This window comes from Hahella sp. HNIBRBA332, assembly GCF_030719035.1.
In the GTDB taxonomy this organism is placed as follows: Bacteria; Pseudomonadota; Gammaproteobacteria; order Pseudomonadales; family Oleiphilaceae; genus Hahella.
Genome location: NZ_CP132203.1, coordinates 1,890,756 through 1,904,016, shown reverse-complemented (window position 1 = coordinate 1,904,016; position 13,261 = coordinate 1,890,756). Strand labels below are relative to the sequence as shown.

13 protein-coding genes are annotated in these 13,261 nt (G+C 49.5%); 6 read left to right on the top strand and 7 right to left on the bottom strand.

Annotation, left to right across the window (positions count from 1 at the left end):
* Window positions 1-6 precede the first annotated feature (6 nt).
* Entirely contained in the window at window positions 7-390 is a 384-nt protein-coding gene (locus O5O45_RS08865) for a hypothetical protein (protein WP_305904852.1), read from the bottom strand.
* 219 nt (window positions 391-609) lie between these two features.
* Here O5O45_RS08865 and O5O45_RS08860 point away from each other — a divergent pair, with 219 nt between their 5' ends.
* Both O5O45_RS08860 and O5O45_RS08855 read left to right on the top strand, forming a co-directional pair.
* On the top strand, window positions 610-1,338 hold the full coding sequence (locus tag O5O45_RS08860; protein WP_371747983.1) for a HupE/UreJ family protein: 729 nt from the start codon (window positions 610-612) through the stop codon (window positions 1,336-1,338).
* Between the two features lie 10 nt (window positions 1,339-1,348).
* Window positions 1,349-1,945, top strand: a complete 597-nt coding sequence (locus O5O45_RS08855) for a hypothetical protein (RefSeq protein WP_305904851.1) — start codon at window positions 1,349-1,351, stop codon at window positions 1,943-1,945.
* A 766-nt stretch (window positions 1,946-2,711) separates the two neighbouring features.
* Here O5O45_RS08855 and O5O45_RS08850 read toward each other — a convergent pair.
* The 5 genes from O5O45_RS08850 to O5O45_RS08830 all read right to left on the bottom strand — a co-directional run bounded on the left by O5O45_RS08850 (window position 2,712) and on the right by O5O45_RS08830 (window position 7,835).
* Complete coding sequence (locus O5O45_RS08850; protein ID WP_305904850.1) at window positions 2,712-3,107, bottom strand: hypothetical protein; 396 nt, start codon at window positions 3,105-3,107, stop codon at window positions 2,712-2,714.
* A 259-nt stretch (window positions 3,108-3,366) separates the two neighbouring features.
* Window positions 3,367-5,160, bottom strand: a complete 1,794-nt coding sequence (locus tag O5O45_RS08845) for a carbohydrate-binding protein (protein WP_305904849.1) — start codon at window positions 5,158-5,160, stop codon at window positions 3,367-3,369.
* Between the two features lie 336 nt (window positions 5,161-5,496).
* Entirely contained in the window at window positions 5,497-5,727 is a 231-nt protein-coding gene (locus O5O45_RS08840) for a hypothetical protein (protein WP_305904848.1), read from the bottom strand.
* Between the two features lie 145 nt (window positions 5,728-5,872).
* On the bottom strand, window positions 5,873-6,901 hold the full coding sequence (locus tag O5O45_RS08835) for a serine hydrolase domain-containing protein (protein ID WP_305904847.1): 1,029 nt from the start codon (window positions 6,899-6,901) through the stop codon (window positions 5,873-5,875).
* 508 nt (window positions 6,902-7,409) lie between these two features.
* A complete protein-coding gene (locus tag O5O45_RS08830; RefSeq protein WP_305904846.1) occupies window positions 7,410-7,835 on the bottom strand; it encodes a hypothetical protein in 426 nt (141 codons plus the stop codon).
* A gap of 286 nt (window positions 7,836-8,121) precedes the next feature.
* Between O5O45_RS08830 and O5O45_RS08825 the strand changes: the two genes are divergently transcribed.
* Window positions 8,122-9,282, top strand: a complete 1,161-nt coding sequence (locus O5O45_RS08825; RefSeq protein ID WP_305904845.1) for a tetratricopeptide repeat protein — start codon at window positions 8,122-8,124, stop codon at window positions 9,280-9,282.
* A gap of 147 nt (window positions 9,283-9,429) precedes the next feature.
* Here O5O45_RS08825 and O5O45_RS08820 read toward each other — a convergent pair whose 3' ends face one another.
* Entirely contained in the window at window positions 9,430-10,074 is a 645-nt protein-coding gene (locus O5O45_RS08820) for a hypothetical protein (RefSeq protein WP_305904844.1), read from the bottom strand.
* Window positions 10,075-10,587: 513 nt separating this feature from the next.
* On the opposite strand from O5O45_RS08820, the gene O5O45_RS08815 reads away from it, so the two are divergent.
* The 3 genes from O5O45_RS08815 to O5O45_RS08805 all read left to right on the top strand — a co-directional run bounded on the left by O5O45_RS08815 (window position 10,588) and on the right by O5O45_RS08805 (window position 13,252).
* Window positions 10,588-11,736 carry a hypothetical protein gene (locus O5O45_RS08815; protein WP_305904843.1) on the top strand — a complete coding sequence of 383 codons (1,149 nt, stop codon included), beginning with the start codon at window positions 10,588-10,590 and terminating at the stop codon, window positions 11,734-11,736.
* 161 nt (window positions 11,737-11,897) lie between these two features.
* A complete protein-coding gene (locus O5O45_RS08810; RefSeq protein ID WP_371747982.1) occupies window positions 11,898-12,482 on the top strand; it encodes a hypothetical protein in 585 nt (194 codons plus the stop codon).
* A gap of 200 nt (window positions 12,483-12,682) precedes the next feature.
* Window positions 12,683-13,252 (top strand): hypothetical protein, encoded by a 570-nt coding sequence (locus O5O45_RS08805; RefSeq protein ID WP_371747981.1) that lies wholly within the window; start codon window positions 12,683-12,685, stop codon window positions 13,250-13,252.
* Window positions 13,253-13,261 lie beyond the last annotated feature (9 nt).

Below are 13,261 nucleotides of genomic sequence, written 5' to 3'. Positions count from 1 at the left end.
GCCCCACTAACTTCTAAACTTAGTCACTTTTCCTGACTCATCAACCGCCGCGCTCACCAAGCCATTCAAGTCCAGGTTCGGATTCGATTCGAGACAGTGTTGCAGGATGTTCAACGCCACATGAGGAGCGAACATGTGCGGGCCGCGGAATCTTAGCAGCAGTGTTTGAATTTTCTCGTCTTTACGGGGATTCAGCGCCTTGAAGATTTGCTCCCAGTCGGCGTCCGTCCGCACAAGATCATTCACGACTTTACTGGCGATGCGGGCGTTCCTGGCGGTAATTCTGGCCGCCCTCGCCTCCCGTTGGTCGCGCTTATCCGCCTCTTCCAGCAGCCAGCTGGCGTCCAGGGGGTTTTTGGGTGATGGTTTCGTTTTGCGTTTCTTGGCCATAATCAAATTGAGGCATGCGATGGGACTGATGAGTATCGCAATAACCGATCCCTGACTTCAACGTTCGCGCCAGCTCGACCGGCGCTGACTCTGCGCTTCACCCTTCACAAAAACGACAAGTTCAGCAATTCGGCTGATAGGTTCGGCTATGCAGCTGGGCTATAGTTTTTTGGCATTAACGACAGCGACCTCATACATAGACTTCGGAGGCCATGCCGGGTGGTTTTGATTTCTTCAACGCAATATAAAAATACGACGGTTAGCACTCGCGGCCCTTCCATTCTCTTACTGCTGTTTCTCGCCATCGCCGCGTCCCCCTCGTTCGCTCACGGCGTGGCGGAAGGCGATGCGCTGTTCATCGAACAGGCCGAAGGCATACACGTGCTTCCTTTTATCTATCTCGGCGCCAAACATATGGTGACAGGCTATGATCATCTGTTGTTTCTTATCGGCGTAATCTTTTTCCTGTACCGGATGAAAGACATCGGCGTTTACGTCACACTGTTCGCCATCGGTCACAGCATCACTTTGTTATATGGCGTGTTGAGCGGCGCGCAGGTTAATCCTTACCTGGTCGACGCCATTATTGGCCTTTCCGTCGTCTACAAGGCGCTGGATAATCTTGGCGCTTACCCTCGCTGGTTCGGCTTTCAGCCCAATACTAAAGCGGCGGTGCTTATTTTCGGCTTTTTCCACGGTTTCGGACTGGCGACGAAACTACAGGATTTCACGCTGTCCCAGGATGGCCTGATCCCCAATATCATCGCCTTCAATGTAGGTGTGGAAATCGGCCAGTTACTGGCGTTGAGCGCCATTCTCATCATCATGAGTTTCTGGCGCAAAACCGACGCCTTCGCCAAGCAGGCCTTCACCGCCAATGTGCTCCTGATGAGCGCCGGATTTATGTTAATAGGCTACCAACTCACCGGTTTTTTCGTGAGTTCTTGAGATAATCGACATGCATGACATCACCCACCGCAACCGCGCTGAATCGCCATCCAGCAAAACACTGTTTAAAGCAACCGCCATCGCCATGGTAGTTGGCGCAGGCCTGCTCGTCACGACTGTGCTGCCAGCGGAATACGGCATCGACCCCACCGGCGTCGGCGGCTACCTGGGACTGACCCAGCTCAACGCCATCGCCCCGCAGGAAACGGCGGAGCCAGCGGAAGACCCGATGATCAGCGACGCCCAGCTCGCTTCCCTGCTCAACCCGGTATGGAGAAGCGACGCGCCCCTTCGCGACGATACACTGACTATCACTCTAGGCCCTAACGAAGGCGCCGAGATCAAGGCCCAAATGCAGGAGGGCGACCGCTTCATGTTCAAATGGGAAGCGCAAGGCCCCGTCAGCTTCGACATGCACGGCGAACGCCCCAATGCCGGCGACGAATTCACCAGCTACTGGACCGGCAGAAATAAAACCAACGCCAACGGCGCCTTCCAGGCCCCCTTCCAGGGCTCTCACGGCTGGTACTGGCACAACGGCGGCGCCCACCCCGTCACCGTGACCGTCACCACCACAGGGTTTTATGAGAAGCTTTATAAGTTGTAGTCGCAGAGCCTCATGACAACGCCAAAGAAGACAAAAAAAAGTCCCCTCCCCACTCCGTTCGCCCTGAGCCTGTCGAAGGGCCCTCCCGGGCGAATGAAAGGAAAAGCACTTCTATCCCAGAGTCGTGACGCATATGGCGGTTTCAAACTAGCGCTCTGGGAAGCCCTTCGACAGGCTCAGGGCGAACGGGGAATATGGGAGATGGAAAGTTGAGTTGAACGGAAAATAGTTGGCCCAGTTTTCCTTTCGCGTGAGATTTAAGTTGATCTCAATACTTAGGACACACAGTTTTTCACCCTGCGCCATCTATCCTTCCGGTCAGAATCCTTCCAATCAGACCTAGCTAAACCGTCCTACAATCCCCTCCAACGCTCATCCCCACTCCGTTCGCCCTGAGCCTGTCGAAGGGCCCTCCCGGGCACAGCGCCATCACACGATCTTCAAGGATCATTAGAATGTATTTCCCCTCGCGCTTATTCCCACTCCGTTCGCCCTGAGCCTGTCGAAGGGCCCTCCCGGGCACAGCGCCATCACACGATCTTCAAGGATCATTAGAATGTATTTCCCCTCGCGCTTATTCCCACTCCGTTCGCCCTGAGCTTGTCGAAGGGCCCTCCCGGGCGAATGAAAGGAAAAGCACTTCTATCCCAGAGTCGTGACGCATATGGCGGTTTCAAACCAGCGCTCTGGAAAGCCCTTCGACAGGCTCAGGGCGAACGGGGGAATATGGCCAGGGAGTCGGATGATATAAAACCAGAGTTCCAGCTCACGCCGGAGCGGTTTCGTCTTCCTGAGTTGTTTTCACTTCACTCGGCGGTACGCCAAAGTAGGCTCTGACGTGGTCTTCATTCAGGTATCCGCGAACGCCAATGATGTAGACCAGAAACGGAATACCGGTGATCAAACTGATAATCAAAGACGCCCAATCTCCCATCAACATGCCGAACACAGTCAGTAACGCCCAGCCGTATATCAAGGGTCTGGCCAGCATCCAGACATACTTCGAGCGCACCCACAGCAAGGGTCCGCACAGGGTCCAGGCTACGCAATTCACCATCAGCACATAGCGGGATAAATCATCAGCTACGATGATGACCAGCACCAGGTTGAGCAACAAAAAAACTGTGTTGATGATGGATATGACTTTGATTCCCTTCGGCATGTTATCTCCTCACGAGAGCGGCGTGTTGGCGCAGATACGTCTTCACAGGCTCTCAATATGTTTGTGGGACAGGTCAGACAATGGTCGGTTCAGGAGGAGTCGGATTTAATGCATCCGACGCCTCCATTTAAGCCGGAGAAATAGTAACACAAGGTCAACTATTCTCATCCCTGTCATCCACAGACAACCTGTCATTCGCACACAAATAGAAGGAAGCTACTTGTCTGCTGGACTAATAGAACTGATAAGACTAGCAAGACTAACGCAACCAGGGATCGTTGGTTTCAATCTCCGATATCCGTTTTGATTCGGGATCAATAACGTCACGCCAGACGCCATCGTCGTTCATGACCGACCAGGTATTCTCATCCTTACGCAATCCCATGCGCCAGAACATCCAGGGGATGCCGCGGCGCTTCGCGGTTTCCGCCACATGGCGGTATTCATTCGTCATCGCGTCCATTCCTACCTTGCGCTCCTTACCAAACTCCTCCACGAACAGCATTTTGCCCCACTGTCGCACTGACGGCAGGGCGTCGTTCAACCACTGATCCAGGTCGCCGCCGTAATAGTGCAAGGTATAGATATCCGCCGCAGGGATGTCGCCCAGCGTTTTAATATCGTCCGCGCTGCCTTTGTTGTAGTACTTATCGTAACCAGCGATCCCCAGGGCGACATAGGTATCCGGGTCTTCCGCTTTCAGGTGAGCGGCCATCTGGGTCAGGAAGTTGCGGTGGAGGTCATATTTCTGATCGTTCGACAGGTTCACATCCGCCAGGGACACGCCGGACTCATTGGCGATTTCCCACGCCAGCACCACGTCATTAATGTCCTTCCATTTCTTATTGCCGAGATAAGGATTTTGATGGTTAAGAAAATGAGTGAAGCGCTTTTTATAAGCCTCTATCGCATCCTGCTGATACATCCCGACGGGGCCGAAAGCATTGTAATAAACGGAATTGGAATCCTGAGCGTAGGCAAAGTTGATCAACGCCAACACCATCTTTATGCCCATTTCCTGGCACTCCTGCATCAGCTTGTCCATTTTCTCCAGCTGATCGTCGTGGTATACGCCCAATGGTTCTTCATACGCCCAGCCCTTGGGTTGGATTTCCCAAGGCGCGTCGCCCCTGCGTGTGACAAAGACGCGTAATACCTTCAATCCGCTGTCCTTCATCGCCTGCAATTGTTTGCGACGGTCCGCCTCGGACATATGCGCAAGCTGATACTGGTTGGCGCCCGCCCACAGGCGAGATACGTCAGGGTCTGGTCCCGGATCGTCCCCCAGAGTGAATTGCAGTGCGTTCAGGTTGAAGCCGGATTGCAACATGGTGACTCTCAGAGTGTGCGCGCCAGGGCTCAACTCAATGCCGGCGTCCACCCAGGTCCAGTTTTGCCAGCCACCCGTCACGGGGGTAGTCACCTCCACGGCTCTGGCGCCGTCAACGCTCACCGCGAAGCGTCCTTCCATGCTTTCCGCCGCGACCAGTGAGGACATGGTGTAAACGCCGTCTTCGCTGACGTTAACGCTGTATTCCAGCCATTCCCCAGGCTCGATCCAGCCGATGTTATAGCCATTGCTCGTACTGGCCTCGATATCCACGGCGTCCTGGCGTAAGGCGCCGCCTTCGTTGGTGGGAGTGGTATCCTGAAAAGCGCCGTAGTCATAGTGCTCCGCCTCCAGCACGCCCGGTATCGGAATGGGCGCGCCGTTATAGGGACCTTCGCCACCGCCATGATCTCCACCATCGCCATCATCGCCCCCGCTGTCACCGTCGCTATCATCGCCACCATCACAATCAGCGGGCCCGACCCGCTCCCACAGAGAGCCCACCTCCGGCGTCCAGCCAGCGCCGGGATAGGCGGTGTGCGTCACCAATGCGCGATAGATATCGCCTTGATACAGCACTTCCTGCGCAACTTGATATTGGGCTCCCTCAGCCCAGCTGGCGGGACAGTCGGCGGCGAAAACACCCTGCGCGCCAGCGGCGCCGATGCCCACGAGCAGCAGCTGAGCGGATAAAAGGGCGAGTCGAAATTTCTTCTTTGGCATGAATCCAGTCCTTTTTGGTCGTCGTTATTAGGGCGCACTCCCGAGTCTAGAGTGGGAATACGTCCCAAACGCCCCCCAAATGGCGTAGGAATCCATGTTTGAAGCGCAGGCCTTCCCGCCTATGTGTACGACCTCGCCAACGCTTATCAATCGAATGGAATAACGCAGGATGATGGACTGAAACTTTCCGTGCGGACAGCGCCGCCCACTTTATAACGCCAGCGGAAGCAGTGGAGCGTGGTTTGTGAATCTACACTCATTCCCTGTGAGAGAATCTTAGATAAGTCATGAGCGAGGCGGCTGTAACGCCGATAGAGAGCATCGCGGCAAAAGTTTTCATAATTGGGTGATTTTTTTGTAAATTGTGGCTACACGCGCACCGTACTGGTTTACAATCTCGCGTCCAAGTACGTTGTATATTGAGGCAATTTTGGCCACTGTTGGATCAGTTACTCTGTCTTGAATCCGCTTCAACAGTAATGCACCTACATCTATATTTTTGGATGGATTTTCCATCGTTTTCTCATCGATTACGATTTCTTTCCAATATTTATAGCGAATATTCATGGGTAAGACAGTTACCCTGAGAGGGCATATAGAGTCGTGATAACCATGAGTTTTTCCATATACATAACTGCCCTTATCAAGTCTGCGTCAACAGTATGCTTAAATGAATAAGAGTCAATCCATACTTATCGTTATTTAATCGTTGTCAGTTCAACGATTGCCTTAGCGCTTTTCTTATACTGTCGTGCGGAAAAAAAGCACGGGGCAGGTCTTTCAGAGACCAGGAAATATTTTCCAGCACCACCATACTGATCTTCTTCTCCGGATAATAAATCAGCGTCGAGATATACCCCGGCACATAGCCGCTATGACTGAACTCCAAGGGTTTATCTTCAAGAATCTGGAGCCCGTATCCATACCCCAATTCTCCCCAACGATATTGGCGGGAGTTAGAGGCATGAACCATTTGACGATAGTCTTCAGGCTTCAACAAGACGCCACCGTGCAGGCAGGCGTTCCAACGGTCAAGATCAGCGGCGCTGGATACCACGCCCGAGGAAGGCAAATGCTGATACAACTTCTCATTGTCCATACGTTTCAGCCCCTCGCTTTCCTCACTGAAACCCGCCACCAGCCTGGGAGCGTCTGTGCGGGCTGGCTTAGCGCCAGCGAAAGAATGGGACATGCCGCATTGCTTGAAGAGGTCCGCCGTCAATTGATGGTAGCTTCGCCCGGATACCGTCTCGGCCAGTTTTCCCAACAGATCGAAGCCATAATTGGAGTACGCAAATCCTTTACCAGGCTCAAACAACAGGGACTTGCCGGGAATAGAAACGCCAGAGCTGTGAGTCAGCAATTGCCTGACCGTTACGCGATCCGCCCACGTTTCTTCCAGCTTGAGCCCGGATGCCGGCAGCGTGGCGTCAAGCTTCAGTTTGTCCGCCTCCATTAGCTGCAGGATAATCACCGCCGTCATTTGCTTGCTCAAGGAACCAATAACAAATTGACTTTGTAGTTCCAGCTTATTGCCTTGAGCATTCAAAGCAGTCGTTGCAGCAGTATCGGACGAATAGGAAAACAGCTTTTCCCCTTCCTGGGTGATCAGCACGACGCCACTAAAATCTCGTGGAGATTCGGCGCCAAGCAATTTCTTAAAACGTTCGGTATCGAAAGGCGTCGCTGATAAAGCATACGCAGAGAGGAAAGAAAGAATAAAAGCAATGCACAGCTTCATCGAAACTGTTGGATAACGAGTCATCCTGATAACACCCAATGCCAGCTTATAGCTCAACGGGAGCCTCGATTTATGGCCTTAACATCCCGTTTCCCTTTAGGTTTCAGCACATTGCCATGAATAACCTTACTCAGCAAGAGGGCTTTTATGGCTTGGCGAAATATTGAAAAGCCTGATCTGCGCCAGTCTTCTTTTGGCCTCAGAAGCGGTGCAGGCACTCAGGTTAATGACCCCTTATGCCACTTAGTTATAAAATTATTCGATTTAACACTGTCCGTTAAACCACGGCGCTTTGGAGGTTAAACCGGACTGTAAATCCCCTTCATAGAGTTTCGGATAATCAGATCTGATCACAATCTCAGAAAACTTCTCAAGCGCTCGCTTGCAACTCCTCCATACTTTCTTCTTTCCCTTGGAGCAATTCGGCAAACATACGTAAATCACTGTTCAGCGCAACTAGAGAAGTCGTTGTCTATCAAATAATCCACCCCCCACCGATGGCGCTGCTCTACTCAATAAAATGCCACGTAACCCGATAATCAGGCCCACTCTCTTCATAGCGACTACAACGCCCCTCAATTAATTCAAAAGTGGCATGCGCAGATAGGCAGGTCTCAGGAACCTCCCGACTTTCGCGCAGCAGCAAATCCAGTTCATCCCACCTGGGATTTACACCGCCGCCACCTGGGTGGGATGAGGCTTGTGCCGCGCCGCTTTTACAAAGCCTGCTCCAACGCACATATATCGTCCATTGCTCGATTTCCAACTCCAAGTCAGATTTTGATATAGGAAAAAGTCTGAACGAATCAAGGTAACCTTTGCTGTCATCAAAGTCTGCGACAAATCGATGAGGGACGCCTTTAACATCAGCTACGCCAGCTCTCGGACCGTCATACCAGTCAATCTCTACATACACTTTTTCTGACTTACTCATTTCTTACCGTCCACACGAATAGAAGTACAATAGTCATCCAACATCAAAAGCACAAAAATTTGCCTATTAAGGACAGGCTTACACACACACCTCACGAGACACAGTTCGCATAGCGCTCACTTAAAGTTTATTATTTGCTTTTAAAACATTAAATTACCATAAAAATTCTCACTATTGCTCAAGGAGCGCTCGCAAAAATGGATAATATTTAGTTGAGCCACAACTACAGCCTTCCATTTTAATCACTACTTAATCAAAATACATTTACCCCTCTTCCAGGATACCGATGATCAGGAAATTAATTATTATAATATTTTCCCTTTTTTGCAGCCATGCAAATTCTGCTGGCTGCATAAAATGCAACAAAGATAAATATGAAGAAGCATTTAGTTTATACCAAGACAACGAACTTGACTTGGCAGAAACGCTGTACGAAGGCTTCCTTAGTACAGACCCTATTGATAACGTTTCCCTTGTCATGCTGGCCAACATTAAACTACTAAAAAAAGAGTATGAGAGCGCAGAAGTGTTCGCAGATAAAGCTCTCTACTTTGCAGAAACAGAGGATATTCAAGCCGAATCTTTTCTTGTTAAAGCAAAAATCCTTCTACAGCGAGATAAAAACCGATTACTGGCGCGTAGACTGGCCGAGGTGAGCCACACTTTAGGTCAAAGCAATTCTTCGGACGAAGCTTATAAAAACTGGAAACGGCTTTCTGAAGAGCTAGCCAGTTTCAACGCTTCGTTTGATACAAGTGAGTACGAGTCAAGACTTGAGGGTGCTGGTTATGATACGCCACTGATACAACGGTCTTCACGATTAGACTATGCTTATAAAAATGCTGATGGTTTTATAAGAGGAGCCCTGGAAAGTAACAAAAGCTCATTACACAATGGCTGCCGAAAAGAGTTCTCTGATAGCTATTTAAACGGGAGTATAAAAATACTGAGCCCAGAATTTATTTCTACAGATTACAGCGACAAGCGACTGTTACCTTATAGAAAGCTATTCCTTGAAAAAACAGGCAATGAAATGAGATCCTATCACGTTGAGACATTAGCAGGAAAAGTCTACGGCGCTTACACCGGAGATATTGCCTTATTCAAAATCAGAGAAAACATCAATCTTGTTTTACTAGAGAGAGGAAATGTGATTCCAGGTCAATATTATGGATTCAACCCTGTTAGCACTCTATATTTAATTAACAAAGAAATATACGAAATACTTTCTTCGCCCTATCAATCAGGCTCCTACAACAGCTCTGAAGTCGCTTCAAAAATATATGTTGCAACCCAAGATAACAAACCTCTTATTATACAGATCACTGAGTCACATAACGCAGCCTATATTGATCTAAATTTATACAAAATAGAATTTGAAGAAAATAGAAAATTTGGAAACCCATGGGCTAGTAAAAAAATATGTAGTATGAATTTCGGATTATAAATGCATACTTATAAAAAATAACCAACCACCACTCTACACGGCATGCGCACTTTATAGGCGTCAGGTAGATCAGGACCAAGTACAACCACCATTGATTTGGTAATCAGGGAGAGTTAGAAACCTCTCCCCTCGCCTTTTAAATACGCCCTACGCTCCCAACCAGGCAGGCCGGCCATAAAACGCCCTGGCCAGGTTGCCGCCGTTAAGAATCTGTTCTTCAACGGTCACTCTTTCCACTCGGGTGACTGGCTGCGTATTGGTTCCGCAAAAACTCATTGCGATGTGCCGGCCAAAAGCGTCTCTTTGTCCGGTGAGCAGGACGGCGTGTCCCAGTTGGTAGTGTCCGTTGTAGAGAGGTTGATTGCGGTAAGAAAAAACGACGACGTCCCCTCGGTTCAGTGAAGCGGGAAATGGCGCCGGCCAGGGATAAAACGTCTCGTTGTGAAACATATTACGTATTATCTGCACGCCCCAGTTGCGTCCATTGATCACCCTGGCGGTATGCGCACGGTTATAACGATCAGAGAAAAATTGTCTCGGCGCCTGGGCTGCGGCGGCGGCCAGAAACAGCATTTCAAAACAGCATATTTCTATTTGATCAGGTCCCATTGTCAGCGGGTTGGGAACATGATGATCCAGCCCTCTCGCCCAGCGTTCCATGGAGCTGGTATAACGCCAGCGACGCCCCATGACCTGAGGCGGCATAACTAACGGAGACCATGTAATCCGTCTGTTTTGTTGATGCCACTGCTCAGCAATATTAATCGCGTTTTGCACATGTATTAATGCCATAAGTAAATCCCTGATCCCTGCTGAATTCTGTGTCCAGATTCTTTTATTAATCCCAGCTCAACTTAAGAGCGCCAGCGTTCCGCTTCATTCATTAGCGCTGCATTTTTCGTTTAAGTTAGCGCCCACCTGAAACAAAACCCTTTATCGTTTTTATTGGAAATTTACCTTCACGCAGGGTGAATGGCTGCACGTTACGCTCCCTGTTTCCCGGTTTAGTCAGACCATCATAGATACAAGACAACCCACACCGAGAAGCCCTTGTTCGATTATCAACGCCAGTTCAGCTCGCACCACAAAAGCAAGTATTATTGCCTTACAGTACCAAACACCACCTATAGAGCCTTTCGCCAAGCGCCATGTTTTTCCCTTTATTTTCATGATAATTAGCGCATTTTATCGCTAATTGTTTGCAAGCTGGCTTTTAGACCAAACAGCCTCGAACAAAAGACAAATTGCTTTCACTCGCCCAATTACTAGAATTATTGCTTTTCTTGCACACCTAAGGAAAGCGAAATGCAAAACAACAACCTCCCTGCTCAGCATCAACTTTTGCCGCTGGAAAACCCGCTCCCTGCCTGGAACTCTCAAACTCCCAAGGCCGGCAAAAAGCTGATGATCACCAGAGAAGCAAATGTCTTTATGCGCAGCCTGAATCTGTATGAGAAAACCCAGGTATACAAAGAGGCCCTCAAACTAACCAGCGACGGCGGCTATGGCTGGAACAGCAGAGGCTTTCAAAAAGCGCCCATGTTTATGCGTCATAAGATCTGCTCAGGCGGAGTCAGTTTTATGTACAGCGTGAATCCCGAGATGATTGTTATTAATCGGATGAAGCTGGAGCGTGGCGCTACAACGCCAGAGACCCCGGTTAACATGCAACAAATGGAGTTATTTGAAATTAAGCGCAAGTCTGGAGTGCGATGGCATGAAGATATAGATCCAGATCAGATTAGAGATTTAAGGGATGCATGGAGTACTCCCCTACCAGTAAAAACGATTAATACAGAACACGTTGCCATCAATGGCATGTCAAATGACCTCAGAAAAGCCACTTGGCTGATGGGAGTGCATGTTGATACCGCTTATTGGAAGGATCAGGCGCGCGCTTACACGCTGATTTACAACCCCACTCGTGGAAAGTTCGATATCTTTGAATGCATAGCAGATAGAGTTTCCACCACCAAAATTGCTGAGTTCCTTGCAGTCATGCTGATCGAGAGCCAACAGAAAGGAATAAAGCGCAAATGGACGGCTCATAGTCAAGGCGGCATCATTATGACCCGAGCAGTCGAGCTAGTGAATATGCGCGGAGTCAAACTTGAGGGCCAGCAAGTATCTATCCATGCTGGCGGAAACTATAAGCAGCGCGCAGAAAAAGCCTTCAACAAGGCAGGAATGACAATTGATGAAATCAGTCGCGATCATCCCAGTGACTTTGTACCCAACCTTCTAGGTTTCAACGATTTATCTCCCGGTTCACTTTGGCGTAGCCTGTGTAGCGCAACCCTCGTGCTTGGCGATAAACGCCCTATTGAGGCCAGCCCGCATACGCTTCCATATCTCGGTAGAGAGTTTGCTATACGACACTTACAAATGAACGGCTACCACAGGAAAGCTGAAAGACTGGCGAAACAAACTATGAAAGAGTTAGGCCTATTATGATCAACCAGATACTAAAACCGATCTTAACAGGCAAAGGGCCAGATTTTTCAGGACTGACGGCCAAGGAATGCGGTATTGGTGATTACAGGTTGCGCTACAAGTTGCCAGGAAACGTGATTGATACAGGAAGACCTAAAAAATCCAGACCCCAGCAGATCAACTTGCAGCCAGACTTATTCAACATGTATGAAAGCGAGCAAAAGTTCAATCGCACTTTTGTGCGAATGGATTTTGAATGGTGGGCTTATAGAGGTTTGTTCCTGCAAGGTCATCTTGGAAAACTCGGCGACCTGAGTATGGACATTGACATCAATCGCGCAATGCCCCATTCGCCAATCAAAGAAGGCGACCTAAATAGTCTGGAGTCCTACCTGAAACAGGAGTATTGGACATACTACGAAACAGAAGAAACTGGCGGCGGCATTAACCTGAGAGCCAGACAGCACTACGAAAACAACAAAGTTCTGATGGGCGACACGCCTGTTTCCGGCTTTCTGGTGAAACTACCTGATCCTTACACCAAAGAACGAATCCATGGCGCCGACTGGCTTGCCTACCACATCAATTCGGAAGGTATGGCCGGACACCACCATACCTACTACTGGGCCTATCCCTTAAGCAAGGATTACTACCTCACCGTCAGTTTCTGGATGCAGCTCGAAATAGGAAATCGCTCTATGCGGTCCGAACGCATGCGCGATGACGCAAGGCGCATCATGTCCATGATGGAGCTTCGTAAAGGCTGATAATGATCAACCAATTACTCAAACCTGCGTTAACAGGCAAAGGGCCGAATTTTACTGAGCTTACCGCAAAGGAATGCAGGATCGGGCGCTATGACTTGCACTACAAGCTTCCCGGAAATGTGATTGATATTGGAAGACCAAGAAGACCAAAACCGACGCAGCTTAATTTGCAACCAAGTCTATTTAGCTCATATGAAACCATGCAAAGGTTCAACCGAGCTTTTGTACAAATAGAATTCGAGTGGTGGGCTTACAGGGGGCTATTCCTGCAAGGCCATTTCGGCAAACTCAGCGACATGAGCGCCACTATCGACGTTAACCGTTCAGAACCTCAGTCCCCGCTAGTTGAGGGAGACCTCGATAGCCTGGAGACATACCTGAAAAAGGACTTATGGGACTACTACGAAACCGAGAAAAATAAAGACGGAAAACCCGGAGCCAACTGGGAGGCGCGATACGCATTTGAACACCCAGAGGAAATGAGCGCCCAAGGTTACATTCCACTCGGAAAACTGGCGTTAGTCACCCATCTGCCGGAAGTCTACTACAGAGAAGAAATCAACGGCGTCGACTGGCTGCACTACGGCATTCGCGGCGAAGGCGTCGGCCGAGGTCTGAACTACTACTGGGCTTATCCATTGGGCGCTGGCTACTACCTGACGTTCAATTTCAATTTGACCTCAGAAATAGGCAATAAGGAGCTGAGATACCAACGCATGTACGAAGACGCTAAGCGTATTATGTCGATGGTTGCGCTTCGAAAAGTCTGATAGTTAAGA